General features: G+C 65.9%; 26 protein-coding genes. 15 read left to right on the forward strand and 11 right to left on the reverse strand.

Features of this window, described 5'->3' with window-relative positions; translation table 11 throughout:
* Nucleotides 1-41 precede the first annotated feature (41 nt).
* The 6 genes from HK353_RS00405 (at nt 42) to HK353_RS00430 (ending at nt 4860) form a co-directional block, all read left to right on the forward strand.
* Entirely contained in the window at nt 42-818 is a 777-nt protein-coding gene (locus HK353_RS00405) for an AzlC family ABC transporter permease (RefSeq protein WP_173151215.1), read from the forward strand.
* On the forward strand, nt 815-1279 hold the full coding sequence (locus HK353_RS00410) for an AzlD domain-containing protein (RefSeq protein ID WP_173151217.1): 465 nt from the start codon (nt 815-817) through the stop codon (nt 1277-1279). The genes HK353_RS00405 and HK353_RS00410 overlap by 4 nt, the downstream gene beginning before the upstream one ends.
* Nucleotides 1280-1483: 204 nt before the next feature.
* The gene (locus HK353_RS00415) at nt 1484-1795 is read left to right on the forward strand and encodes a DUF2516 family protein (protein WP_173151219.1); all 312 of its coding nucleotides are present in this window, start codon (nt 1484-1486) and stop codon (nt 1793-1795) included.
* 73 nt (nt 1796-1868) lie between these two features.
* Nucleotides 1869-2678, forward strand: a complete 810-nt coding sequence (locus tag HK353_RS00420) for an alpha/beta fold hydrolase (RefSeq protein ID WP_173151221.1) — start codon at nt 1869-1871, stop codon at nt 2676-2678.
* A 119-nt stretch (nt 2679-2797) separates the two neighbouring features.
* On the forward strand, nt 2798-4234 hold the full coding sequence (locus HK353_RS00425) for a glycosyltransferase (RefSeq protein ID WP_173151223.1): 1437 nt from the start codon (nt 2798-2800) through the stop codon (nt 4232-4234).
* A gap of 50 nt (nt 4235-4284) precedes the next feature.
* Nucleotides 4285-4860 (forward strand): YbjN domain-containing protein, encoded by a 576-nt coding sequence (locus HK353_RS00430; RefSeq protein ID WP_173151225.1) that lies wholly within the window; start codon nt 4285-4287, stop codon nt 4858-4860.
* 44 nt (nt 4861-4904) lie between these two features.
* On the opposite strand, the gene HK353_RS16815 is transcribed toward HK353_RS00430, so the two are convergent.
* Nucleotides 4905-5225: a hypothetical protein gene (locus tag HK353_RS16815; protein WP_217278158.1), complete on the reverse strand. Its 321-nt coding sequence runs from the start codon at nt 5223-5225 to the stop codon at nt 4905-4907.
* Nucleotides 5222-6265 (reverse strand): bile acid:sodium symporter family protein, encoded by a 1044-nt coding sequence (locus tag HK353_RS00440; protein ID WP_245395695.1) that lies wholly within the window; start codon nt 6263-6265, stop codon nt 5222-5224. The genes HK353_RS16815 and HK353_RS00440 overlap by 4 nt, the downstream gene beginning before the upstream one ends.
* A gap of 168 nt (nt 6266-6433) precedes the next feature.
* On the opposite strand from HK353_RS00440, the gene HK353_RS00445 reads away from it, so the two are divergent.
* On the forward strand, nt 6434-7177 hold the full coding sequence (locus HK353_RS00445) for a phosphoglyceromutase (RefSeq protein WP_173151227.1): 744 nt from the start codon (nt 6434-6436) through the stop codon (nt 7175-7177).
* 90 nt (nt 7178-7267) lie between these two features.
* On the opposite strand, the gene phoU is transcribed toward HK353_RS00445, so the two are convergent.
* Complete coding sequence (phoU, locus tag HK353_RS00450; protein ID WP_173151229.1) at nt 7268-7930, reverse strand: phosphate signaling complex protein PhoU; 663 nt, start codon at nt 7928-7930, stop codon at nt 7268-7270.
* A 267-nt stretch (nt 7931-8197) separates the two neighbouring features.
* Here phoU and HK353_RS00455 point away from each other — a divergent pair, with 267 nt between their 5' ends.
* Nucleotides 8198-9655 carry a sensor histidine kinase gene (locus HK353_RS00455; RefSeq protein ID WP_342589763.1) on the forward strand — a complete coding sequence of 486 codons (1458 nt, stop codon included), beginning with the start codon at nt 8198-8200 and terminating at the stop codon, nt 9653-9655.
* On the forward strand, nt 9652-10335 hold the full coding sequence (locus tag HK353_RS00460) for a response regulator transcription factor (protein ID WP_039208435.1): 684 nt from the start codon (nt 9652-9654) through the stop codon (nt 10333-10335). The genes HK353_RS00455 and HK353_RS00460 overlap by 4 nt, the downstream gene beginning before the upstream one ends.
* A 219-nt stretch (nt 10336-10554) precedes the next feature.
* Here the strand turns inward: HK353_RS00460 and HK353_RS00465 are convergent, their stop codons facing one another.
* Nucleotides 10555-11118, reverse strand: a complete 564-nt coding sequence (locus HK353_RS00465) for a hypothetical protein (RefSeq protein ID WP_173151231.1) — start codon at nt 11116-11118, stop codon at nt 10555-10557.
* Between the two features lie 352 nt (nt 11119-11470).
* Here HK353_RS00465 and HK353_RS00470 point away from each other — a divergent pair, with 352 nt between their 5' ends.
* From HK353_RS00470 to HK353_RS00485, 4 genes are all read left to right on the forward strand, one after another.
* The gene (locus tag HK353_RS00470) at nt 11471-11953 is read left to right on the forward strand and encodes a CarD family transcriptional regulator (RefSeq protein WP_025779034.1); all 483 of its coding nucleotides are present in this window, start codon (nt 11471-11473) and stop codon (nt 11951-11953) included.
* 14 nt (nt 11954-11967) lie between these two features.
* A complete protein-coding gene (locus HK353_RS00475) occupies nt 11968-12948 on the forward strand; it encodes a 2-C-methyl-D-erythritol 4-phosphate cytidylyltransferase (RefSeq protein WP_173152054.1) in 981 nt (326 codons plus the stop codon).
* Nucleotides 12945-13430: a 2-C-methyl-D-erythritol 2,4-cyclodiphosphate synthase gene (ispF, locus tag HK353_RS00480; RefSeq protein WP_173151233.1), complete on the forward strand. Its 486-nt coding sequence runs from the start codon at nt 12945-12947 to the stop codon at nt 13428-13430. Before HK353_RS00475 ends, ispF begins: the two co-directional genes overlap by 4 nt.
* A gap of 80 nt (nt 13431-13510) precedes the next feature.
* On the forward strand, nt 13511-14740 hold the full coding sequence (locus HK353_RS00485) for a hypothetical protein (protein WP_173151235.1): 1230 nt from the start codon (nt 13511-13513) through the stop codon (nt 14738-14740).
* Between the two features lie 202 nt (nt 14741-14942).
* Here the strand turns inward: HK353_RS00485 and HK353_RS00490 are convergent, their stop codons facing one another.
* The 5 genes from HK353_RS00490 to HK353_RS00510 all read right to left on the reverse strand — a co-directional run bounded on the left by HK353_RS00490 (nt 14943) and on the right by HK353_RS00510 (nt 20349).
* On the reverse strand, nt 14943-16355 hold the full coding sequence (locus tag HK353_RS00490; RefSeq protein ID WP_342589764.1) for an amino acid permease: 1413 nt from the start codon (nt 16353-16355) through the stop codon (nt 14943-14945).
* Between the two features lie 193 nt (nt 16356-16548).
* Nucleotides 16549-17220 carry an MBL fold metallo-hydrolase gene (locus HK353_RS00495; protein WP_173151237.1) on the reverse strand — a complete coding sequence of 224 codons (672 nt, stop codon included), beginning with the start codon at nt 17218-17220 and terminating at the stop codon, nt 16549-16551.
* Nucleotides 17220-18311 carry an S-(hydroxymethyl)mycothiol dehydrogenase gene (locus tag HK353_RS00500; RefSeq protein WP_173151239.1) on the reverse strand — a complete coding sequence of 364 codons (1092 nt, stop codon included), beginning with the start codon at nt 18309-18311 and terminating at the stop codon, nt 17220-17222. Before HK353_RS00500 ends, HK353_RS00495 begins: the two co-directional genes overlap by 1 nt.
* A 375-nt stretch (nt 18312-18686) precedes the next feature.
* The gene (locus HK353_RS00505) at nt 18687-18800 is read right to left on the reverse strand and encodes a methionine/alanine import family NSS transporter small subunit (protein ID WP_173151241.1); all 114 of its coding nucleotides are present in this window, start codon (nt 18798-18800) and stop codon (nt 18687-18689) included.
* Between the two features lies 1 nt (nt 18801).
* Complete coding sequence (locus HK353_RS00510) at nt 18802-20349, reverse strand: sodium-dependent transporter (protein WP_173151244.1); 1548 nt, start codon at nt 20347-20349, stop codon at nt 18802-18804.
* Between the two features lie 245 nt (nt 20350-20594).
* Between HK353_RS00510 and cysS the strand changes: the two genes are divergently transcribed.
* Both cysS and rlmB read left to right on the forward strand, forming a co-directional pair.
* Nucleotides 20595-22046, forward strand: a complete 1452-nt coding sequence (cysS, locus tag HK353_RS00515; protein WP_173151246.1) for a cysteine--tRNA ligase — start codon at nt 20595-20597, stop codon at nt 22044-22046.
* Between the two features lie 60 nt (nt 22047-22106).
* The gene (gene rlmB, locus HK353_RS00520; RefSeq protein ID WP_173151248.1) at nt 22107-23045 is read left to right on the forward strand and encodes a 23S rRNA (guanosine(2251)-2'-O)-methyltransferase RlmB; all 939 of its coding nucleotides are present in this window, start codon (nt 22107-22109) and stop codon (nt 23043-23045) included.
* 68 nt (nt 23046-23113) lie between these two features.
* Here the strand turns inward: rlmB and HK353_RS00525 are convergent, their stop codons facing one another.
* Nucleotides 23114-24613: an amino acid permease gene (locus tag HK353_RS00525; protein WP_173151251.1), complete on the reverse strand. Its 1500-nt coding sequence runs from the start codon at nt 24611-24613 to the stop codon at nt 23114-23116.
* 174 nt (nt 24614-24787) lie between these two features.
* A complete protein-coding gene (locus HK353_RS00530) occupies nt 24788-25675 on the reverse strand; it encodes an SDR family NAD(P)-dependent oxidoreductase (protein WP_245395696.1) in 888 nt (295 codons plus the stop codon).
* Nucleotides 25676-25709 lie beyond the last annotated feature (34 nt).

A 25709-nucleotide genomic window follows, 5' to 3' on the forward strand; every position in this document is an offset into this window, starting at 1 on the left:
TCGGGTTGACGAACGATATTCGACGGTGCACTGTATAGAACATGGGTTCATTATTTCGCACGGCTGATCGGGTGCTCCCCGGCTCGACCTATCGTGCGGTCGCCATCGTCACCGTCACGATCATCGCAGTCGCGCTGTCGTACGGGGCGATCTCCGCGGTCTCCGGATTCGCCTGGTGGCAGACTCTGCTGCTGGCGATGTTCGCTCTCGGCGGCGCCGCCGAATTCACCTTCGTAGGCGTCATCGCCGCCGGCGGTGCCCCGGTCCTCGCGGTGCTGGCGGGTCTCCTCGTCAACTCCCGCAACTTCGCCTTCGGAGTCTCGGTCGGCCCTTTCTTCCCACAGGACTGGCGAGCTCTCATCGCCTCCCACTGGATCAACGACGAATCCACTGCGATCTCGCGCCTTGGGCACAACGACCGGGCGAAATGGCATGCTTTCCTGCTCATGGGTGCCGCAATCGCCATCATGTGGCCCGGTGGTGCCATGGTCGGACAGTGGCTGGGCAATGTCATCAACGCGGACCTGCTCGGACTCGACGCGGCCTTCCCGATCATCCTCTTCTGCCTCATCCGCGGGGACCTGAAGAACCGGGTCACACTCTCGGTGACCGTCATCGGCATCCTCATCGCCGTGGGCCTGACCCCGCTGCTGCCCCTCGGGCTGGGTGCCGTGACCTCGCTGTCCGTCTTCGTCTTCGTCGCCGCCGGCTGGGGTGTGCGCTGGTTCATCCGTCGCCGCCGCGCCGGCGACAACAGCGCAGACCCGCACGATGCCGCCCACTTGCAGCACTCAACTCGAGAGGAGAGCTGCCGATGAGCGCCGTCAGCTTCCTCATCGCCCTTGCCGGGCTGAGCCTCGGGACCTATCTCATGCGCTTCGCCGGTGTGAAGGTGGGAGCGGCCATCGCCACGAAGGGGCGCCGGCGAGCCCCGGCGACCGCCTCGGTGGGGGCTGAGGCCTCCGCAGGTGTGGGCGGACAGGGCGCAGCCGCCCCTGCAGGGGTCGACGGACAGGGCGCAGCCGCCTCGGCGGGGGCAGGTGATTCGGCCGAATCGACCGAGCGTGTGACGATGTGGATGGACCGGGCCACGGTCGTGCTCATCGGCGCCGTCTTCGCCACCACCGCGGTCTTCGACGGCACTGACATCGCCGATCCGGCCCGCCTCATCGGCGTCGGTGCCGGCGTCCTCGCCTCGATTCTGCGCGTGCCGATGCTGCTCGCAGTCGTCATCGGCATGGGCGTGTGTGCGCTCATCCGCACCACCGGGATCCTCTGAGCAGGGGCGGCACCCACTGACCGCGGTCCCGAGGCATCGAGCCGCCACCGCAAACATTGGCCGCGGCCTACCGGCTGCCGCCTACCGGCCGCCGCCGCGGGACGGCACGCACCCACTGTGAAAGCCGTGGGATGCGGGTGGGCAATTGCCGAGGATCTCCAACCCGGAACTGCCCCGAAAGCCCGAGATTGCTAGGCTGGGACCATGGAATACATCGCGGGCTTTCAGCGTCTCGTCTTTCTTGCCCTGACGGTGGCCGCATTCGTCGTCCAGCTCTGGGCGTTCGTCGACTGCCTCCGCTTCAAGGACGAGAACTACCGTGCCGTGGACAAACAGAGCAAGAAGTTCTGGGCCATCCTCCTCGGCGTCGGACTCGCACTCGCCCTCATCGCCCTGCCGCCGATGGGCATGAGCATGATCTTCCTCAACATCATCGCCCTCGTGGCGGGCATCGTCTACCTCACCGATGTGCGCCCGAAGGTCCGCGCCGTCGACCCGCGCTACCGCAACCGCTGACCGAGTTGACGCCGTAACTGCATTCGCGGACCCGATCGGCAAGCGCCCAGCACACGCTGACTAGACTCACCCTATGAGCACCGACCTCAACCTGCCGGGCCCCGAATCCGGCTTCATCGCCACGTTCGGAAGCGGCGAGCCGCACACCTTGTTCGGCCACGGATTCGCCGGCGCCATCCGCGATACTCGCCCCTTCGGCACCGGCATCACCGGCACCCGCCATTTCCTCCACCTGCCCGGCCACGGTGGCCGACCCTCACCCGGCCCCGGCTGGACCTACCCGCAGATCGCCGAGGTGCTCGCCGACGCCGTGAGCACCACCTCGGCGAGCCGAGCGCTGGGTGTCTCGATGTCCGCCGGAGGACTCCTCCATCTGCTGAGCATCGCCCACCCCGTGACCCGCGGCCTCGACAAGGTCGCCCTCGTCCTCCCCGCCTCCTTCACCGGATTCCCCGCCGAGGTGGCCGCCGCCAACCGCTCCTACCTCGAGCAGCTGCGTCGCCTCGTCGCCGATGAGGACATCGACGGCATCGTCGAACTCATGCTCTCCCGCGAACCCGCCGAGGTGGCCCAAATGCTTCCCGCGCGAGCCTGGACGAAGGCGAAGGCCGAGAACCTCGTCCACACGGACATGTCCGACGGACTCGGACTCGCCCTCGAAATCGCTGTCGCGGACGCCGATGAGGCAGCCGAGAATCTGCGCTCCTTCTCCGGCGACGTCCTCGTGCTCACCCACGAAGACGACCCAGCACATCCGGTCTCCGTCGCCGAAGACATCCACCGTGCGATTCCGAACTCCCGCCTCGAGGTGCTCCCTGCCGGATCGATCCTGTGGCGCGGCCGTCACGACGTGCGGCGCATCCTCGGCGAGTTCTTCGGTTAGGCACCGGCTTCGGTTAGGCACCGGCTTCGGTTGGTCACGTTCTTCGGCTAGGTTCTGGATTCGGTTCAGTGCTGGTTTCGGCTGGTCACCTGACAGAAGTCGTTGGCTAGACTGTCTCCGTGCGCATCTCCGTCCTCTCCCTCCACACCTCGCCCGTCGCCCAACCCGGCCAGGGCGACGCCGGAGGAATGAACGTCTACGTCGACCAATCCGTGCGCGCGCTCGCCGCCGCCGGACACCGAGTCGACGTGTTCACCGCCGACCCCGGCGGACTCGACGGCACGGGAGGCAGCGCAGAAGTCGCTGTCGACGGAGCCGGCGCTGGTCGGGGACGCGGCGCGGGCCCCTCCGAGGGTCAGAGTGCGAGGCTGGAGATCACCGAATCCATCACCCTCCACCACCTGGCGGTCGGCGCCGCGACGAAGGACGAACTCGCCGACGCGATCGACGAACTCGCCGACCTGCTCAATACCCACCCCGACTTCCGCTCCGCTGATCTCATCTGGAGCCACTATTGGATCTCCGCCGAGGCGGCCCTGCGCGCCCGTGACAACGCCGTAGACAACGCCGCCGAAGCCGGAGACAGCAGCACCGAATCCGGAGACAGCGGTGCCGACGCCGTTGCCGGGGCCGGGCAGGACCGTGCGGCGCAGGCTCCGATCGCGGTGAGCATGCACACGATCGGGGCCGTGAAGAACCGCGATTCCGACACCAGCCACGAACGACCCCAACGACTCGAAGCCGAAGAGCGCATCGCCGCCGAGGCCGACCTGCTCGTCGCCGCCACCCCCGCCGAAGGTCGCGACCTCGTGTCGGAACTCCACGCCGACCCCGACTCGGTCGTCGTCGCCCGACCGGGTGTCGATCACGCGCTCTACGCACCGGACTCGCAGTCGGACGCGCGCAAGCGTCTGGGTTTCGACCCGGACGAGGCGATCGTCCTCTACGTCGGGCGTATGCAGTTCATCAAAGGCACGGACGTCGCCGTCGACGCTCTGGCCGAACTGCGGGAACGCAACCCGCACCTGGCCTCCCGAACCCGCGGTATCCTCCTCGGAGCCGCCTCGGGGGCAGGCGTCGAAGCAGGCGGGGGAGCGGTCCGAGCGTCCTCGGCGTATCTGCGGGAGCTGACCGCGGCGATCGCGAGCGAACCCAGCGTCGAGGTCCGCCCGCCCGTTCCCTCCCACATCCTCGTCGACTACTACCGGGCCGCGGACGTGCTCATCGTTCCCTCCCGCAGCGAATCATTCGGACTCGTGGCCGCCGAAGCGGCCGCCTCCGGTCTGCCGGCGATCGCCTCGGCGGTGGGTGGACTCCCGGAGATCGTCGAACACGGACATTCGGGACTGCTCATCGCCGACCACAACCCTCACCACTGGGCGACGGCGATCGAAACGCTGCTCACTGACACGCAGCTGCGAGCCGAACTCGCCGGCCATGCCGTCGACCGTGCCGAACGCTTCGACTGGGGCCACACCGTCGCAGCCGTCCTCGATGCTGTGCCGGACATCTCCGGTATATCTGCGCGGCGCTCGGAAGCGCTGGGAGCGTGCTGAGCGACTAGAGTCGGCGGTGAGCACGAGAGCCGAGCGAAAGGCGTGAGAGCATGAGCACCGACACCGAGGCGATCCTGTCCGGAGTGCGCACCTGGGCCGAGAACAACGACGTTCCCGTCGACTCGATCGAGGATGCGGAGATCGTCGTCACCCTGCCCGGGGAGAAGAAGCTCAAGACGAACGTGGCGATCAGCGTCTTCGCTCGCACCGCCCATCTGCAGGCGTTCGTCATCCGTCATCCCGACGAGAACTCGGCCGCATTCAATCGGTGGCTGCTGCAGAAGAACCTCAAACCCGGGCCGGTGGCATTTGCGATCGACAGCCTCGGCGATGTCTATCTGCGCGCGAGCGTGCCGCGAGAGCGCCTGCTCGATGACCTCGACGGACTTCTCGGGGCGATGCTCGCCACGGCGGATTCCTCATTCAACGAACTTCTCCAGATCGGATTCCTCACCGGAATGAAGAAGGAGTGGGCCTGGAGGGTCGGCCGGGGCGAGTCGACGCGCAACCTCGCGGCCTTCGAAAAGGTGCTCAGCGGGGATGACAACGAATTCCTCGGCACCTTCGGCGACGCCGATTCCGAACCCCCGGCGGTGTCGGCCGATCGGGAGAGTAAGGGAGAGTAAGGGCCCGAGCTCATGAGTGCGGCGAACTCAGTCGAGCGGGCGCTTCATTCCCTCGTGACTACGGCGTCGGGGATGGCAGGTGCAGTGCCGGCTGCGACAGCGCCCGCACGGTCGACCACTTCGACGTCGGCCTCACGGGCGGCCCCGAGCACGTCGTCACGCAGGAGCGCAACAATGGCCGGCACATCGGCCGCGGTCGCGCGGCGGATGACGAACGTCCGGCCCGCCAGGCCCAAGGTCTGAGGGAAGAACCCGTCGAAGCCTCGGCCCGATTCGGCCTGACCCGATTCGCCCTGACCCGGTTCGGCCTGACCCGATTCGGCCTGACCTGATTCGCCCTCGCCCGGGGCTGCCTCGGCGGTCATCGGCTCGCGGTCCCAGCGGAGGTCGCTCCGGCAGCTGCCGGCTCACGGCCCGCCGCATCGACCGGCGGCTTGCCGTAGGGACGACGAGCGAAGAGCGAGGCCAACACGGCGCCGGAGACGTTGTGCCACACGCTGAAGACGGCTCCGGGCAGCGCTGCCAGCGGTGAGAAGTACGTGGTGGCCAGGGTCGATGCCAGACCGGAGTTCTGGAGTCCGACCTCGAACGACACTGCGCGACGGGTTGGGGTGTCGAGCCGGCAGGCCGCGGCAACACCGTAGCCGACACCGAGCCCGAGCAGATTGTGCGTGACGACGGCCAGCAGAACGAGCACACCGGCAGTGGCGATCGAGCTCGCGGATCCGGCCACGACGATCGAGACGATATAGGCGATGGCGATCGAGGCCAACCACGGCAGCACCGGCGAGATCGTGTCGACGAACTTCGACGCGAACACGCGGACGAGGACGCCGACGATGACCGGCACGAGCACGGTCTGGCAGATCGAGACGAACATCGACCAGAACGGCACATCCATATACGAACCCGCCAGCCACAGAGTCAGCAGCGGGGTGAGCACCGGAGCACACAGCGTCGACAGGGTCGTGATCGACACCGACAGTGCCGTGTCGCCCTTGGCCAGATAGGTCACGACATTTGACGCAGTGCCGCCGGGCGCGCAGCCGACGAGGATGACGCCGACGGCGATCTCGGGAGGAAGTGAATACACGGTCACGACGAGGAGGCCGAGCAGCGGCATCGCCACGAACTGAGTGACGACGCCGAGCACCGCGATCCACGGCCGCTTGGCGATGCGAGCGAAGTCCGGCACCGTCAGGGTCAGCCCCATGAAGAACATCACCACGCCGAGCGCCCACGTGATCGACGGGGCCAGAGGCGTGAAGGCATCGGGCAGCAGGAACCCGAGCACTCCCGCAATGACGACGAGGACCGGCAGAGCCGTGACGGCGATGATCGAACTGCGATCGTCAGCGGGAGCCCCTGTGCCCCCGGAAGCCTGATGTGCTGGCGTTGGTGACATGTGTCCAGGCTACTCCGCCGATTTTGTCATTCGAGACACACGCCAAGAAATTGAGACCCGATCGGCGAAGAGGAGCGGCGGGGTCGTCGGCGGACCACCGCCGGAGGAGACCGGCGGTGATGACGGTCGTCGGCGACCGAGACTGAGCGGTCGTGTCAAAATGGAGCCATGACGTATAACCTCATCCTGCTGCGCCACGGCGAAAGCGAATGGAACCAGAAGAATCTGTTCACCGGATGGGTCGACGTGACCCTCACCGACAAGGGCCGTGCCGAAGGCAAGCGCGCCGGCGAACTGCTGCGCGAGAAAGACCTCATCCCCGATGTCGTCTACACCTCGCGGCTCAAGCGTGCGATTCTGACCGCGAACATCGCACTCGAGGCAGCCGATCTGTCCTGGCTCGACGTCCACCGCAGCTGGCGCCTCAACGAACGCCACTACGGCGCACTGCAGGGCAAGAACAAGAAGGAGATCCGCGACGAGTTCGGCGAAGAGCAGTTCATGACCTGGCGACGCTCCTTCGACACCCCGCCGCCGGCACTGGCCGACAGCTCGGAATTCTCACAGGCCGGTGAAACCCGCTACGCCAACCTCGGCGATGCGCTGCCCCGCACCGAATGCCTCGCCGACGTCATCGATCGCCTGCTGCCCTACTGGTACGACACCCTCGTGCCCGAACTCACCGTCGGCAAGACCGTGCTCGTGGCCGCCCACGGCAACTCGCTGCGCGCGCTGGTCAAGCACCTCGACGGGATCTCCGATGCCGATATCACCGGGCTGAATATCCCCACCGGCATTCCGCTGCACTACGAGCTCACCGAGGACTTCACCCCGGTCGCCCCCGGCGGCACGTACCTCGACGCCGAGGCGGCCGCGGCAGCGATCGGCCAAGTCGCCAACCAGGGACGCTGAGCCGGACACAGACGACGATCGCCGAGGTGGAAGAACCACCTCGGCGATCGTTGTCTGCGCGTACGTGCGTGAGTCCGTGCGACGCGGGCCTCACTTCTTCGACAGGTAGGGCTCCCAGTTGCCGGTGAGCAGGTACTCGACCTTCTGCGACACGGACACCGCGTGATCACCGAAGCGCTCGTAGTAGCGCGAGAGCAGGGTGACATCGGCGATATGGCGGGGAGCCAGCGAACCGGCCGGAGCCTCGCCGAGCTTCCCGAACACGCTCAGGTGGAGTTCGTCGAGCTCCTCGTCGATGGCGTTGATCGTGGGCACATCGGACAGGCCGGGATTCGAGAGCAGGCTCTGCGTCGCCTCGGCGATCCTCTCACCGGACTCGCCCATCCGCGCGAACGTCGATTCGAAACCCTCGGGGATTGCGGACTCGGGATAGCGGATGCGCACCTGCTGGGCGATATGACGAGCGAGGTCGCCCATGCGCTCGAGCGACGCCGACATCCGCAGCGAACCGATGACGGCACGCAGATCTGCGGCCACCGGAGCCTGGAGAGCGAGCATCTCGGCGGCCTGCTGGTCGAGGGTGAACTGCATATTGTCGATGACGGAGTCGGCCTCGATGACCTGCTCCGCCAGCTCGAGATCATTCGACTGCAGCGACTGATTGGCCAGGCGGACGGCGTCGAGGACCTTGGTGGACATGCCGACCAGCTGGGTGGCCAGGTCGTCCAATTCGTTTCTGAAGACTTCGCGCATGAACTGCGGTTCCTTAACTCTCGATTGTGACAATCGGAACTGACTGTCGGCGGTGCTTGGTGTCTTGAGGGGTGCCGGCGCTTCCGGTCCGCACCCTCAGCGGGGGAAAGCAGAAGGTGGGAACGACGGGGAACGCAGGCACACAGACGTCAGCATCGCACGATCGAGTGAACGACTCCAGACGGGAAGGTGAATTCCTCGGCAAATACTGCCAGCAGAAGTGAATTCGGTGCGCCGGGACGGTGGACACCGCCTAAGCTTGAGGCTGTGGATCTCTTAGTAGTGGCGGTCCTGACCGGCGTCGTCGGCCTGGGCCTGGGTATAGCGGGAATTCTTGCGTTCCGATTCAGCGAACGCTCCCGTGATGCTGCCGATCTGCATTCCGAGGACGACCTGCCCGAAGGCATCGCCGAAGTGCTGGCCGTCCTGCCCTCGGCCGCGATCGTCATCGACGCCGGTGACGACGTCGTCAAGGCGTCGCCGGCCGCATACACGTTCGGCCTGGTCAGGGGGCATTCACTGGCATCGCCCGAGATGCTGCGGGTCGTCGGCCGCGTCCGCGCGCGCGGTCTCATCGAAGAGATCGATCTCGAGCAGACACGGGAGAACTCCGATTCCGTGATCCGCTACCTCCACGCCCGCGTCGCTCCCTTGGGCACCTCCTTTGTCCTCGTCCTCTGCGACGATCAGACCGAATCCAAGCGCGTCGACGCCGTCCGCCGTGACTTCGTCGCCAACGTCTCCCACGAGCTCAAGACGCCGATCGGTGCGATGGCACTGCTCGCCGAGGCGGTCACCGACTTCGCCGACGATCCGGCCGCTGTCGAACGCTTCGGCGGGCGGATGCAGCGGGAGTCGAAGAGGCTGACCCAACTCGTGCAGGAGATCATCGACCTCTCCCGCGTCCAGGACCACGCCGCTCCTGCGACGACCGAGAAGATCTCCGTCGCCGAGGTGGTCGACGATGCCGCAGACCGTGCCCGGACAGGGGCGGAAGGCAAGAACATCCACATCGAGGTCTCCCCGCCGAGCGATCTGCTCATCGAGGGCAACTACGAACTGCTTGTCAACGCGGTGCGCAACCTCATCGACAATGCCGTGAACTATTCGCCGGAGGGCACCCGCGTCGGCGTCGGAGTCGACCTCGTCGACGAGCGCATCGAGATCGCCGTGACCGATCAGGGCATCGGCATGACCGCCCAGGACACCGAGCGCGTCTTCGAACGCTTCTACCGAGTGGACCCGGCACGCTCCCGGATCACCGGCGGCACCGGGCTGGGGCTGAGCATCGTCAAGCACATCGTCGCCACCCACGGCGGTGAAGTGCGTGTGTGGAGCCAGCTGAACAAGGGATCGACATTCACGATCGTGCTCCCGCTGGCCGGAACTGCGACGGAGACCTCCGCTGCCGATTCGGCCCCGGCCGGTGTCCTCATCGAACATTCCGCGGATTCGACCGGAGCCGCCTCGGCGGATGAAGACGAACTGACCGGAGCCGCCTCGGCGGCAGATGACGAGCACACGGGGTCCGCCTCGGTGGACGAAGACGCCGCCGTCGGGACCTCCTCGGCGGATGACGATGGGCACGGAACCGCCGCCTCCGGCGCAGACGACCCGGCCGGCGACAACGACGAGCCCTCCGGTGATAATGGAGACGGCGGGGCGACCTCCGACCCACCCAAGGATCTGACCGAAGAAAGCGAACAAAGGAAGCTCACAACGTGACTCGTATTCTGCTTGTCGAGGACGAAGATTCGTTCTCGGACCCGCTGTCGTACCTGCTCGGTAAGGAAGGGTACGAGGTGACGGTCGCCGATGACGGTCTCAAGGCTCTGGCGGAGTTCGACCGCACCGGCGCCGATCTGGTCCTGCTCGATCTCATGCTGCCCGGTGCTTCCGGCACAGAGGTGTGCCGCGAGCTGCGCGCGAAGTCCAATGTGCCGATCATCATGCTCACGGCCAAGGACTCGGAGATCGACAAGGTCGTGGGGCTCGAGCTCGGCGCCGATGACTATGTGACGAAGCCGTACTCCTCACGGGAGCTGCTGGCTCGCGTGCGAGCCGTGCTGCGCCGCAATGTCGAGACCGAGGAATTCGAGGACGAGTCCGTGCTCGAGGCCGGGGGCGTGCGCATCGACGTCGAACGCCACGTCGTGTCCGTGCGTGGTGAAGAGCAGTCCATGCCGCTCAAGGAGTTCGAGCTGCTCGAGATCCTTGTGCGCAACTCCGGCCGCGTGATGACCCGTGGTCAGCTCATCGACCGGATCTGGGGCGAGGACTACGTGGGCGATACAAAGACTCTTGACGTCCACGTCAAGCGACTGCGTGCGAAGATCGAGGAGAACCCCTCGGAACCGCGTCTGCTCACCACGGTGCGCGGACTCGGGTACAAGTTCGAAGCCTGAGGGCGCCATCCGGCGAATCCGGGGGATTCTGCGCGGCGAGGTCGGTGGATGCCGGCCAGGTTCGTGAGGCCGCGTTCGTGAGACCGGAATCGGCTGGCCGGGTTCATGAGACCGGAAACTGCTGGCCGGACGTGAATGCAGAAGGAGCCGCTCACATCATGTGAGCGGCTCCTTCTGTGCTCCCGCGCGGGATTGGTCCCGGTGCTCGAGGAAGACGGATCAGCCGTCGGCTGTTGCGGTTCCTTCCGCGGAACCGGCATCCTCGGTCGGCATGTCCGACGGGGACTCGGACGGTGATTCCGACGGCACGTACTCGTTGTAGTACGGCAGGGTGTCGGTGAGGAGCTGGGTTTCGATGACCTTCTCTTCGCTGCCGTTCTTGACTGTGATGTCGACGAGGTCGCCGGGCTTCGCCTTGAGGCTGTCGACGGTGACGACTTCCTTGGACGAGGTCTCGGGGCTCTTCGGGTCCTGGACGAAGGTGTCGCCGGCCTTGATCGATTCGCTCACCGTGGTGTCGGCGACCTCGATGGACACCTTGGCGGTGGAGTCACCCTTGTTGATGAGGGTGAAGAACAGCTGAGCCGGACCGGAGCTCTCCTGGTCCGTGATGAGCATGAGCCCACGGACCTCGACGTCGCCGACGGCTCCCGAGGCTCCATCGCCGCCGTTGTAGTGGTATTCGGCGGTCTGATGGGGAGACAGCAGGCTTGCACATCCGCTGACGGGGATAACGAGAGCGAGTGCGGCAACGGCGAGAGCCGCGCGGTTGTGCCGTTTCATTATGCTCCTTGAAGTGGCAATACAAGATCAGTCTGTATACTACCCGGTTTTTGACCCGCTGTAGAACCGGGTGATCGGAGAGGACGAGGTTCCGCGACGCTCGGGCGCGTCGCGGTTGAAGTTTCGGTGAAGAGGCAGCGAAGTTCGGCCTGCGTCGCGGTCGGTCGAGGTTCGCTGCCGAGCTTCTCGGCAATGCGTCCTCTCCCGATGTTCTCGCTGGCAGAGGCGGCAGCCGGGCCGATCGCGGCGAGCCGCAGTGGCGGAGCCTAGCATGAAGATTCGCTGCCCTGAACGATTTCTGTGGCGAGCCTCATGGTAAACTGGTATTCCGCGAAAGGGGTTTGAAGAGAATATGAGTTTCCAGGTCGGCGACACTGTTGTCTATCCACATCACGGTGCAGCGACAATCCAAGAAATCAAGAAACGTGCCATCAAAGGTGAGGAGAAGCTGTATCTCAAGCTCCAGGTCGCCCATGGCGATCTCGTGATCGAAGTTCCGGCAGAGAACTGCGATCTGGTCGGTGTGCGAGATGTCGTCGGTGAAGAAGGCGTTGAGAAGGTCTTCAACGTCCTGCGTGCCGAATTCGTCGAAGAGCCCGCGAACTGGTCCCGTCGGTACAAGGCCAATGTTGAGAAGCTCCAGTCCGGCGACGTCATCAAGGTGGCCGAGGTCGTCCGTGACCTCTGGCGTCGAGAGCAGGACCGTGGCCTGTCGACCGGTGAGAAGCGCATGCTCTCGAAGGCCCGCCAGATCCTCGTCTCCGAACTCGCGCTGGCCGAGAAGAAGGAAGAGTCCGAAGCAGAAGCTCTGCTGGACGAAGTGCTCGCATCCTGAGCACCTGTGTCATCATTCCGGCCGCAGGGTCGGGATCCCGTCTGGGTTGCAATGAGCCGAAGGCTTTCGTCCGTGTGAACGGACGGACCCTTCTGGCCCGCAGCCTCGAGTCGATCATCTCCTCGGGAGTCGCCTCCGCAATCGTGGTGGCCGCTCCCGAGGATTTTCTTTTGCAGGCGCAAGAAGAAATCGCCGAAGCAGCCACGCGGATGAAATGCGAAATTTCAATTACAGCCGTAGCAGGTGGCAATGATCGCAATTCTTCGGTGCAAACAGCCTTGAAACTTAACCGAGGTGCGGAGTACGTTCTCGTTCATGATGCGGCAAGGTGTCTGACCCCGCCCGATGTGTTCACCCGAGTGGTCGCCGCGCTGCACTCCGGCGCCGAGGCGGTCGTTCCGGTTCTGCCGATGGTCGATACCGTGCGGAGGGTCGTTCCGCACGGGGCCGGCGGTGCGGAACCGAGCGCAGGTGCAGGCACGGGCGCGGAGGGCGCTTCCGGCGGAATTGTCGGGTCGATCCACGGCGATTCTGGCGCTGAAACCACCGCGGATCGACCAGACAATCCAATTTTGGCTGTGACTGAGGGCTCTGGCGCGCGTGCAGTGGTGCGGGGCGACCTCGATCGGGCCGAGCTGCGACGAGTCCAGACGCCTCAAGGATTCCGTGCCGAGGTGCTCCGGCGGGCCCACCACGAGTTCGCAGCCGACGGTGCTGGCTTGACCGACGGCACTGTCGCGACCGATGACGCTTGCCCAACCGATGGTGCGGGCTCGACGACCGAGGCCGACCGGCTGGGCAGAGCGCTGCCGACGGACGACGCGGGACTGGTCGAACGCCTCGGCGTCGACATTGTCGCCGTCGACGGTGACGAGGAGGCGCTGAAGATCACCTATCCGCTCGACCTCGTCCTTGCGGAACAGCTCGCCCGAATGCGCGACCGAGCTGCAGTCCTTGGAGCAGGTACGTTGGATTCGGCGAAGGAGCCACGATGAATCAGGTCATTCCCTGCATCGGCACCGGTGTCGATGTCCATGCTTTCGCCGTCGATCCCGCGCGCGAGCTGTGGATTGCGGGACTGCTGTGGCCGGGCGAACGAGGGCTCGAAGGACACTCGGACTCCGATGTGGCCGCCCATGCCTGCTGCGACGCGCTGTTCTCCGCCGCGGGGCTCGGCGACCTCGGTGAGCATTTCGGAGTCGACCGTCCGGAATTCGCCGGTGCCTCGGGCTCGGTGCTGCTCGCCGAGGCGGCCCGTATCGTGCGCGCGGCGGGTTTCGAGATCGGAAACATCTCCGTCCAGGTGATCGGCAATCGACCGAAGATCGGCACGCGCCGTGCTGAGGCCCAACAGGTGCTGTCGGCTGCTGCCGGCGCACCCGTGTCGGTCTCGGGCACCACCTCTGACGGACTCGGACTGACCGGGCGAGGCGAAGGAATCGCCGCCACCGCCACCGCCTTGATTCATCCGGACTGATTCAACAGCTCTGAACCTAATAGAGTCAAACGCACTTCTCTGTTCGAACCGAGTCAGGTGCGTCGAGGAAGGAACAATCAGTGAGAGTCCTCTTCCAAGGAGCCGGAGCCATCGGCATCGCCGCTGCCGCGCTCTTCATCGATGCCCATGAGGTCGCCGTCGTCTCCCGCACGGCTGGTCCCAATGGGCGGACGGCCTTTCCGCAGCGCGTGAGCACCTTCGACCCGACGTATTCGGGCCAGGTGGGAGTCGGACACGGCAGCTGCAGGGAAAGAAGCGGGCGAGCCGGAGGCAGCAACAGGGGAGCGACAGGGGGAGAAACCGGGGGAGAAAACGGGGGAGCTGAAGGCAGTCGAGCGAGCGCGGGCAATGGTTGGGCGGTGACTCGCGTGGCTGCGACTCGACGGGTGACGATCACAGACTGGGCTGCTGCCGCCGCTGATGGGAGCTGGGACCTCATCGTGCTCACGACTCGGCCGGATGAACTCGACGCAGAGGTGATCTCGGCGATTCGGGACATCTCGCCCGCGTTCATTGCGACGACGAGCCAGGTCGAGGGAGACCTCGATCGAGCACAAGCAGTCTTCCCCGGCACTCAAGCAGTCATATTCGGACCCGCGTTCCTGTCCGAGCGACTGGACCCAGGCGCTCCGGCTGAGGTTGTGCGCGCTGAGGGCAACCGTGCCGGGGAGGGCGACGGAGGTGTGCGTACAGAGGGCAACCGTGCCGGGGAGGGCGACGGAGGTGTGCGTACAGAGGGCAACCGTGCCGGGGAGGCCGACGGAGGTGTGCTCACAACTGGCGGTCTCGACGGAGTGGTCGGCAGAAGGGCCGAACCCGGGCATGAAGTGACGTTCTGGGTACCTGCAGGTGCGCCCCGGTTCTTCGTCGCAGGACCGTCGACCGCGGTGCGTGCGCTTGTCAGCAGGCTGGGTCGACTCGTACTGCCGGTGCCGATGGAGGCCGTGCTTCTGCCGCCCACGGTGTTCATTCCCTTCGTCGCCGAACTCAGCATCCGCAAAGGCAGTTGGGCCGAACTGAAATCGCACCTTGATCGCCCCGCAAAGGCCGCGACCGAAGCCGTGCGGAACCGCCTCGGGGTGCCGGTTCCCGTTCTCGGCACCGCCGCGCACGTCGTGCTCGAAGCACTGGAGAGGATCGTGCCGATCGACGTGCCGAACTATGCGGGCAGGCACTTTGCCCGGCACGTGGGCCAGACCCGGGACATGCTCGCCGGCTGGGCGGAATCGGCAGATTCGGCCCACGCCCTGCGCGAGCTCATTGCCGCATTGGACGCACGTGACGATTGAGGCTCGACGGTTTCAGGTGTCCGCATTGTACGAAGGCTGCGGCCGAACACCGGCCGCGAGGGATCGCCGCGATCCGGCCGCGATCCTGCCGCGGGGGACTACCTCGATCCGGCCGCGGGCGATCGCCGCGATCCGGCCGCGAGGACTGCCGCGGTCCGGGCACGGAAGCCGACAGCCGCCTCGGTGGCGGTGAGCGCCGGACTCAGACCTTCGCGTTGGGATGGCGCTTCGTGACGACGAGACCGACGAGGTAGAGCGCGACGACGAAGATGAGCGTGCCGACGATCTGGAAGCGCACGGATTCGACGGTGAGGCCGAGCCCGATGATCACGGCGATGCCGGCCAGAGTGACATACGACAGCCACGGGTAGCCCCACATGCGCAGCGGCAGGGACTGACCGGCCGCCTCGGCGCGACGACGCAGAACGATCTGCGATACGAGGGTCGCGACCCAGGTGACGATGAGCGTGGAGCCGACGATATTGAGCAGGACCCCGAGGACTTCGGCGGCCCAGAAATAGTTGAGTGCGACGGCGACGAAGCCGAACGCCGAGGTGGCCAGCACCGCCGCCACTGGCACACCGCGGCGATTGGTGCGGCCGAGCCCGCGCGGCAGCATCGACCGCTGCGACATCGAGAACGACATCCGGGACGCTCCGTAGATGTTCGCGTTCATCGACGACAGCAGCGCGATGACGATGACCGCGGCCAGCAGCGAGGCGATGAACGGCAGTCCGGCGGTCTCGAGAACGGCCACGAACGGGGATTCGGCCAGGCGGTCGTCCGTCCACGGCAGGACGAGGACGATGATCGTCACGGACCCGATGTAGAGGAACAGGATGCGCCACACGATCGTCTTGATCGCCTGGGAGACGCTGCGTTCGGGGTTCGCGGTCTCGGCCGCGGCGACCGCCACGATCTCGATGCCGCCGAAGGCGAACGCGACGACGAGCAGTCCGGCGGCGATGCCGGAGATGCCGGTGGGCATGAACCCGTCGGCGAAGATCTGAGCGGGCGGTTCGGCCGGGGTCCATCCGAACAGGTATGCGGCACCGAGGACGACGAAGAGGACGACGAAGGCGACCTTGATGAGCGAGAACCAGAACTCGAACTCACCGAAGCTGCCCGAAGTGGTGAGGTTGATGGCAGTGAAGACGAGCATGATCGCCAAGGCGATGACCCACTGTGGGACGGCCGGAATATAGGAGGCGGCGATCTGCGCGGCGGCGGTGGCCTCGGCGGCGACGACGAGGCACAGCTGAACCCACCACAGAGCACCGACGGCGAAGGCCGCGGCCGGGCCCATGGCCTTGCCCGCATAGTGCGAGAACGCGCCCGGATTCGGGTCGGCGGCGACGAGTTCGCCCAACGCCCGCATGACGAAGATGACGATGAGACCCGCGACGACGTAGGAGATGAGCACGGCGGGACCAGCCGCCTGCACCCCGGCACCGGAGCCGACGAAGAGACCGGCGCCGATCGCCGAGCCGAGGCTCATCATCACCAGGTGGCGAGGTTTCATCCCCACCTTGAGGCCGTTGGACGAGGTATCAGAAGAGCCGGAGGCCGAGGCGGACGCTGACTCGGCGGGCTGCGAAGACTGTGATTCAGGCACCCGACGAGTCTATCCGTCAGGGTCGGAAAGCGCAGACGCGGGTCGCGGACCACTGTGGGTCGCGACCCGCGTCTGCGAGTTGCACTGGTCGGTCAGAGACTGACCGTAGGCCGGTCGGCGATGCGATCTGCGTCGTCGCCGGCGAGCGGTCAGAGCCGGATCAGCTGCCGATCGGCCGTTGGCCTGCAGCGGCTCAGTGGCCGCGCTTGATCCAATCCTCAAGGGCCGGGCTCTCGGCGCCGATCGACGTCGAGTCACCGTGCCCGGTGAGCACGACGGTCGCCTCGGGCAGCCGGAAGAGCACGTCCCGGATCGATTCGATGATCGTATCGAAGCTCGAATGCGAACGCCCCGTGGCCCCGGGGCCGCCCTTGAACAGAGTGTCTCCGGAGAACAGCACGGGCCCAACGGCCCGACCGGCACCGGCCGATACCGGAGCCGGCAGACCGGTCTCGACGAAGAAGCACGTCGAACCGGGGGAGTGGCCGGGAGTGTGCAGGGCCTTGAGCCTGACTCCGCCGACGGTCCAGGTGTCGCCGTGGGCGATCTGTCCGTCGGGACGGTAGTTCTCATAGGTCATATCCCACAGCACATAGTCATCGGGATTGAGGTACACGGTCGGATTGCCCACCCGCTGTGCGAAGTCGCGGACGACTCCGACATGATCGTCGTGACCGTGCGTGAGCAGGATGGCCTTGACGTCTCTGGACCCGACCGCCTCGGCGATCGCATCGACATCATGGGCCGGGTCGATGACGATGACCTCGGAATCATCGCCGATGATCCACACGTTGTTGTCGACGTCGTGCGTCTGCCCGTCTAGGGAGAACGTGCCTGACGTGACGAGATGCTCAATAGCTGTCATTACAGTTCCACCACCGATCGCAGGACTTGGCCCTTGGCCATCTTCTCAAAAGCTGATTCGACATCGCCGATGCCGATACGTTCGGACACGAACTTCTCGAGCGGGAAGCGCCCCTGCTGATAGAGGTCGACGAGCATCGGGAAGTCCCGGTCGGGCAGGCAGTCGCCGTACCAGGAGGACTTGAGCTTGCCGCCGCGGCCGAACACGTCGAGCAGCGGAACCGTGAGCTCCATCTCCGGAGTCGGCACGCCGACGAGCACGACGGTGCCGGCGAGGTCGCGGCCGTAGAAGGCCTGCCGCCAGGTGGCGGGGACTCCGACGGCGTCGATGACGACATCGGCGCCGAAGCCTCCGGTGCGCTCCTGGATCGCGGCGACGACCTCGTCCTCGCTCATGCCCTTTGTCGAGACGGTGTGCGTGGCACCGAAGTCGCTGGCCCAGGACAGCTTCTTCTCATCGATGTCAAGGGCGATGATCGTGTTCGCCCCGGCCAGAGCGGAACCGGCGATCGCCGCGCAGCCGACACCGCCGGCGCCGATCACGGCAACGGACTTGCCGCGGGTGACCTCACCGGTGTTGATGGCGGCGCCGATTCCGGCCATCATTCCGCAGCCGAGCAGTCCCACGACGGCCGGGTCCGCCTCGGGCACCTTCGTGCACTGGCCTGCGGCGACGAGCGTCTTCTCGGCGAAGGATCCGATGCCCAGAGCGGCTTCGAGTTCGGTGCCGTTGGGCAGGGTCATCTTCTGTGAGGCATTGTGGGTGTCGAAGCAGTACCAGGGTTCGCCGCGCTTGCAGGCACGGCAGTCGCCGCAGATGGCGCGCCAGTTGAGGATGACGAAATCTCCGACCGCGACCTCGGTGACTCCTTCGCCGACTTCGGAGACGACTCCGGCGGATTCGTGGCCGAGCAGGAACGGGTAGTCGTCGCTGATGCCGCCCTCGCGGTAGTGGAAGTCCGTGTGGCAGACGCCGCACGACTTCACATCGACGACGACTTCGCCTGGTCCCGGGTCCGGGATGACGATGTCGGTGAGTTCGACCGGGGTTCCCTTGCTGCGGGAGATGACGCCCTTGACGGTCTGTGGCATTGCGTCTCCTAAATGTCTTCGGTGGTGGGTGTCCGCGGAGGGGAACACCCGAAGTGGACTGAGTGCACCCCTGGACGGTGCGCTCACACCCCCACCCTAACCAGGCCGGACGTCCGCGACCAGTGGACGGTTCCGGAGTGAGACGATGCGGTCGACGCGGACAGGGTGGGGTGGGACGGTGCAATGGCCGCGGACAGGGTGGGGTGGGACGGTGCAATGGCCGCGGACAGGGTGGGGTGGAACGACGAAGGCGGCCCGATGCTTGGGACGCATCGGGCCGCCTCGGTGAGGGGGAGCCGATCCACGTCGCCGAGGCGGCGCTGCGGATCCGACTCAGCCGGACGTGATCACGGGGTGGGGCTCACCCCGAACAGATCATTCGGCCGCTTCCTCATCGGGGTGCTTGCGCAGGTGGAGCAGCGATGCGGTCAGACCGCCCCAGACCGTGACCATGGCGATGACCATCATGATGATTGCTGAAGTGCCCATCTCAGGCTCCCTTCTTCTCGTGTTCGACGGAGTCGGCGATTGCGGCTTCTGCCTCGTCGAGCGTCTTCTTCGGCCATTTGATGAGCGTGAAGACGATTGCCAACACGATGAGCAGGCCGATCATGCCCCAGCCGAAGACGCCGATGATGCTCGTCGGGTACTCCTCATAGCCCTCGGTGGAGAAGGTGATGATCTGCGTGATGAGCATGTAGGCCAGCAGCAGTGTGGTGACTCCGCCGAGGATGATCATCCAGAACCAGCCCACCTTGAAGCTCGAAACCGCGTTGAGGTGATCACGCAGCACGGGCAGCTTGCGGGCGAACCAGGCGATGGCGATGAGCCCGACGACGGCGGCACCGACGATGCCGATGTTGTTGGCCCAGGCATCCATCGTGTCGAGCACGTAGAGGCCGGTGATCGTGGTCAGCAGGAGGATCGAGATGACCGCCATGACCCCGCCGACGAGCAATGTCGAGGTCTTGTTGCTGAGGCGGAACTTCTCGCGCATCGCCTGGATGGGCACCTGCACGATCGAGATGAGCGAGGTGAGTCCGGCGAAGACGAGGCAGGCGAAGAACACGAAGCCGAAGATACCGCCGCCGGGCATTTCGGAGATGAGCGTCGGGAAGGCCATGAAGGCCAGACCGATGCCGCTGTCGGCGACTTCGGAGACCTCGGTGCCCTGGGCGGCTGCCATGAAGCCGAGTGCGGCGAAGACGCCGATGCCGGCGAGGATCTCGAATGCGGAGTTCGAGAAGCCGACGACGAGGCCCGAACCGGTGAGGTTCGTCTTCTTCTTCAGGTACGAGGCGTAGGTGATCATGATGCCGAAGGCGATCGACAGGGAGAAGAAGATCTGACCGTAGGCCGCGATCCACACGCCTGGATCGGTCAGCGCTGCGAAATCCGGGGTGAACAGAGCGTCGAGGCCCTCGGCCGCACCGGGCAGGAACAGCGCCCTGACGACGAGTGCGAGGAAGAGGATGACGAGCAGCGGGATGAAGATCTTCGAGAAGCGGGCGATGCCGTTCTGCACACCGGCCAGCAGGATTCCGAGGGTGACGATCCAGACGAGGATGACCGGGATGAGCACCCCGGGGACGAACTCGAACGAGACGCCCGGGTCGCCGGCCTTGAGGAAGGAGCCGGTGAAGAATCCGGCGGCATCGTCTCCCCACGCCTGATTGAGTGAGAAGAACATGTAGCAGCCGGCCCACGCGATGATCGCTGCGTAGTAGATGCCGATGACGAAGGCGATGCCGGTCTGGAACCAGCCGATCGGCTCGGTCACCTTCGAGGCCATGCGGAATGCCAAGGGAGCAGAACCGCGCGAGCGGTGTCCCATCGCATAGTCGAAGAACAGCAGCGGGATGCCGGCTGTCAGGAGTGCGACGAGGTAGGGGATGAGGAAGGCGCCGCCGCCGTTGTCGTAGGTGATGTACGGGAAGCGCCAGATGTTGCCGAGGCCGACCGCCGAGCCGATGGCAGCGAAGATGAACGCGCCGCGGGTGGCGAAGACCTCCCTCTGGGGTGTGGCTTTTGTCGACATGGTGTCCTTTCTTGTCCGGCCTGCCTGCTGTGAGGCCGAGTGCCGGAGCCTATCTCATCTGTGAGACGGTCCGGCGGAATTGAAGTCGGCGGTGAGAGCATGGTTCTCATCTGCGTCTTCATTGCATGGCCCCACTTTACTGTGAAAATTCTGTGCAATGTGCCACGCGTCACGTGATGCGCATAACAGTCCCGTATCGAATCCTGAGAAACTGGGATGCCCGTGCGGCCCGGTAGACTTGGGGCGTGACTATCTCGCTCTATAACACCGCCAGCCGCACGACCGAAGAACTGCGCCCCGTCAACGACGGTCAGGTCGGTATCTACGTCTGTGGCGCCACGGTGCAGGGCGAGCCGCACATCGGCCACCTGCGGTCGGCCTCGGTGTTCGACACCCTGCGCCGCTGGCTGCTCTACAGCGGCTACCGGGTGACCATGATCCGCAACGTCACGGACATCGACGACAAGATCCTGTCGAAGTCCGTCGAAGAGGGGCGGGAGTGGTTCGCTCACGCGTACAAGTACGAACGCGCCTTCACTGCAGCCTACGACGCGCTCGATGTTCTGCCGCCGAGCAGCGAACCGCGCGCAACCGGGCACATCACGGAGATGATCGAACTCATCTCCCGCCTCATCGAGGCCGGTCATGCCTACCCCGCGCTCGACGGCAGCGCCGATGTCTACTTCGACGCCGCCTCGTGGAGCGACTACGGGGCACTGACGAACCAGAGGCTCGACGACATGGAACTGTCCGAGGGCGCTGAGCTGCGCGGGAAGAAGGACGCCCGGGACTTCGCGCTGTGGAAGGCGCACAAGGACTCCGAGCCGATCACCGCCTCGTGGCCCTCACCGTGGGGTCGGGGCCGACCGGGCTGGCACATCGAGTGCTCGGCCATGTCGACGAAGTACCTGGGGTCGAACTTCGACATCCACGGCGGCGGACTCGACCTGCGCTTCCCGCACCATGAGAACGAGCTGGCGCAGTCTCGTGCCGCCGGGGACCAGTTCGCGAACATCTGGATGCATTCCGGCCTGCTCAACGTGGGCGGGGACAAGATGTCGAAGTCCCTCGGCAACTCGGTCTTCGCCTCCGACCTCTTCGACACGTTCAGCCCGCTGGCCGTGCGCTACTTCCTCACCGGTGCCAGCTACCGGTCGATCCTCGACTTCTCGAGCGAGGCGATGGAACGCTCCGCGGCCTCGCTCGAGCGGCTGCAGAACTTCCTCCAGCGCGCCCGCCAGGCGCTCGGCGCGGACGCGCCGGCGCTGCCGGACGTCAGCGACGCCTACGCTTCACGCAGCGTCGACGTGCCCTCCGAATTCGCCGCCGCTCTCGACGACGACCTCGGTGTGCCTCGTGCCTTGTCCGTGGTCTTCGCCTCTGTGAGCGAAGGGGCGAAGCTCCTCGACTCCGGCAGCGACCGGGCGCGCCTGGCGCGGATCGTCGCCGAGGTGGAGCTCATGCTCGACATCCTCGGTGTCAATCCCAGCGCTGCGGTCTGGGTCGGTTCGGCGGCCGATGCCAAGGCGGAGTCGGCGCTCGACTCCCTCGTGGCCGTCATGGCCGAACGACGGGCAGAGGCGAAGGCGGAGAAGGACTTCGCCACCGCGGATGCCCTGCGGGACGAACTGGCCGCGGCCGGCGTCGTCATCGAGGACACGGCCGACGGATACCGCTACCACCTCGGCGAGGGCTGAGGGCGACGATTTTCGGCCACGGGCACGAGCTCGCGGCCCCAACGTATTTGAAGGAATCAGATGGCTTCCAATCCCCGCTCCGGCGGTTCGAAGAAGGGTCCGACCAAGGGGTCGGGCGGTAAGAACAAGCGCGGCCTGCGCGGCAAGGGACCGACGCCGAAGGCCGAGGACCGCGTCTACCACAAGGCCCACAAGGCCGCGCAGCAGCGCAAGACCTCGAACGCCTCGGCGCAGGCGAAGCGGAAGAAGAAGGAGCTCGGACCGAATATGGTCGCCGGGCGCAATTCGGTCCTCGAAGCTCTGCGCGAGGGCGTACCGGCCACCGCGATGTACGTCTCCGGACGCATCGACTCCGACGATCGGGTCCGCGAGTCCATCACTCTCGCGACTCAGCGCGGCATCTCGATGCTCGAAGCGAGCAAGCCCGACCTCGACCGGCTCACCGATGACGCGATCCATCAGGGCATCGCCCTGCAGGTCCCGCCATACGACTACGCCGATCCCTCCGATCTGCTCGAGTTCGCGGCTGAACGCGCCGAGACGCCGCTGCTCGTGGCCCTCGACGGGATCACGGATCCGCGCAACCTCGGTGCCATCGTTCGGTCGACGGCGGCCTTCGGCGGTCACGGAGTGATCATCCCCGAACGTCGAGCCGCCTCGATGACTGCCGCCGCGTGGAAGACCTCGGCCGGTGCCGCATCGCGCATCCGCGTGGCACAGGTGGTCAACCTGGCCAGGGCGATCGACGAGCTGAAGAAACAGAATGTCTTCGTCGTCGGCCTCGACATGGACGGCGACGTCGACTTGCCCGAACTGACCTTCACCCGCGACCCGCTGTGCATCGTCGTCGGCTCCGAAGGCAAGGGGCTGTCGCGGCTCATCGCGGAGAAGTGCGATCAGATCGTGTCGATCCCGATCGCCGCGACCACCGAGTCGCTCAATGCCGGTATCGCCGCTGCCGTGTCCCTCTACGAGGTGGCAAGAGCCCGCCGCTCCTGACCCCTCTTACTACCTGACGGCGGCCCAGCAACCTCGCGCGAGGTTGCTGGGCCGCCGTCAGGTAGTAATTAGAGGGAGGTGCGGTAGGTTGCCTCGTCCAAGGCGCCGACTCTTGAGTGGCGGCGGCTGTAGGTGAAGTAGACGATGGCGCCGACGGCCATCCACGCACCGAAGACGATCCATGTCCGTCCGCCGAGGTTGACCATGAGGAACGCACACGCCACGGCTCCCAGCGCGGGCACGACCGGACCGAACGGAACCTTGAATGAGCGCTCGAGGTCGGGGCGTTTGAACCGCAGGTAGATAACGGCGATGTTGACCAGACAGAACGCGAACAGGGTGCCGATGCTCGTGGCGTCTGCGAGTTCCCCGAGCGGAATGAACGCCGCCGTGATGGCCACAAGGCCACCGACGATGAGAGTGCCGACCAGGGGAGTGCCGGTGCGCTGAGAGACGCGGCCGAAGATCTTCGGCACCATTCCGTCCCTGGCCATCGTCAGCAGGATCCGCGACTGACCGTAGAGCACGGTGATGACGACGGAGAAGATCGCGAGCACCGCGGCCACCGCGAAAATCAGCACCGCGATATTCGACCCGGTGATCTCCTCGACGATCTGCACGAGCGGGGCGTGAGCGCCGTCGAACCACTGCCACTGCCGTGCACCGATGGCTGTGACGGCGACGAGGACGTACATCGAAGTGACGATGAGCATCGAGAAGATGATCGCCCGCGGCAGATCCCGGCGCGGATTCTTCGCTTCCTCACCGGCCGTCGACGCGGCATCGAAACCGATATAGGAGAAGAACACGCTGGAGGCGGCCGCAGTGACACCGGCGGCACCCATCGGCAGCATCGGCGCGAAGTTGCCGGCCTTGAACGCAGTGAAAGCGACGATGGCGAAGAAGACGAGGATGCCGATCTTGACGAACACGAGAATGGTGTTGACGACACCGGATTCGCGGGCGCCGCGCATGAGCAGCACGGTTGCCAAGGCCACGACGAGGAGGGCCGAGACGTTGATGACTCCGTCCGGATACTCGGCCAGGCCCGGCCCTGTGGTCAGCGATGCGGGCAGCTCGAGGCCGAAGACGCGCAGGGTCTCGTTGACGTAGTCGCCGGCGCCGACGGCGACCGCCGCGACCGAGACCGCGTATTCCAGGACGAGGCACCAGCCGCAGACCCACGCGACGCCCTCACCCAGGGTGGCGTAGGAATACGAGTAGCTCGACCCGGAGACCGGCACCATTCCGGCCATCTCGGCATAGCTGACCGCAGACAGCAGCGCGGTGATTCCGGCGAGAACGAAGGCAAGCCACACGGCGGGGCCGGCCACAGGCACTGCCTCGCCGAGGATGACGAGGATTCCCGTGCCCAAGGTGGCGCCGACGCTGATCATCGTCAGCTGGAAGACGCCGAAGGTCCGCCGCAGCCCACCCTGCTGCGCGGTCTGCGCATCGGTGTGGGCCTCGGCGGTCATGGCGCTGATCGACTTGCGTCGCCCCAGCTGCCGCAGCACTCCTGTGGGAGTGTGCGCCGGAGGGGTGGGCGGAGTGTGCGAAACGGTCATCTGAATATTCTTGCATAATCATGAATATTGTCTCGCCGGGTCCCCGCGTGGTCACTGGTCACTCCGCCCCGCAGCGTCGCGGATCTCACACGGCGACGGCGGAGATCCGCCGCCACGGGCTGCGATGTCAGGGACGACGAGCCGCTGCAACCGACCGCCCGGAGGCCCCCGTGCTCACACGTCGGGGGTGAACCGGCCGTCCTGGGCCATCCAGCCGCCGTCGACGAGCTGGGAGTGCCCGGTGACATAGCTCGAGGCGTCCGAAGCGAGGAACAGGACGGGACCGGCGATCTCGTGCAGGCGACCCCAGCGGCCCAGGGCGGTCTTGTCCGCATACGCGTCCCACCACTTGCCGTCGGCCTTGATCTGCTGCGTCAGGGGAGTGTCGAACGGGCCGGGCAGGATCGCATTGACGCGCACGCCCTTGCCTCCGAGCTCGCTGGCCATCGTCTTCGTCAGCTGGACGACACCGGCTTTCGCCGCCGCATAGATTCCCTGGCCGGGTTCGATGGCCAGCGCCCGGAAAGATGCATAGGTGACGATTGACCCGCGACCGCGCTCACCCATCTCACGGCCGAACCCGCGCATCAGCCGATACGTGCCCTTGAGGTTGATGTCGATGACCCGGTCGAACTCGTCATCGGTGGTGTCGACGAGGCGTTTGCGCACGTTCGCCCCCGGTGTGATGACGAGGATCTCGGCATCGGCCCAGGCGTCCACGAGGGCATCGACGGAGGCCGTGTCCGTGATATCGACGGCAGCGGCCGTGGCCGCCCCGTCCGTTCCCGGCGCGGCCGATCCGTCCGACGCCGTACCCTGCGCCGTGGAGTGGGCAGCTGACCCGCTGCCGCGAGCGGCGATGAGGGCGGCGGTCTCCTCGGCGCCGGTGAGGTTGAGGTCGGCGACGACGACGTGCGCCCCCGCATCGGCGAGCCCGATCGCGCTGGCCTGTCCCAGTCCGGAGCCGGCCCCGACGACGACGGCCCTGCGGCCGCTGAGGTCGAACAGGGATGGGATCGACGGGTTGTTCTCGTTCGTGGGCATCGGCTCGTTCGTCGACATCGGGAATCCTTCCGGGCGGGGTTCGGTTCCGGAG

The organism is Brevibacterium permense (genome assembly GCF_013280495.1).
In the GTDB taxonomy this organism is placed as follows: Bacteria; Actinomycetota; Actinomycetes; order Actinomycetales; family Brevibacteriaceae; genus Brevibacterium; species Brevibacterium permense.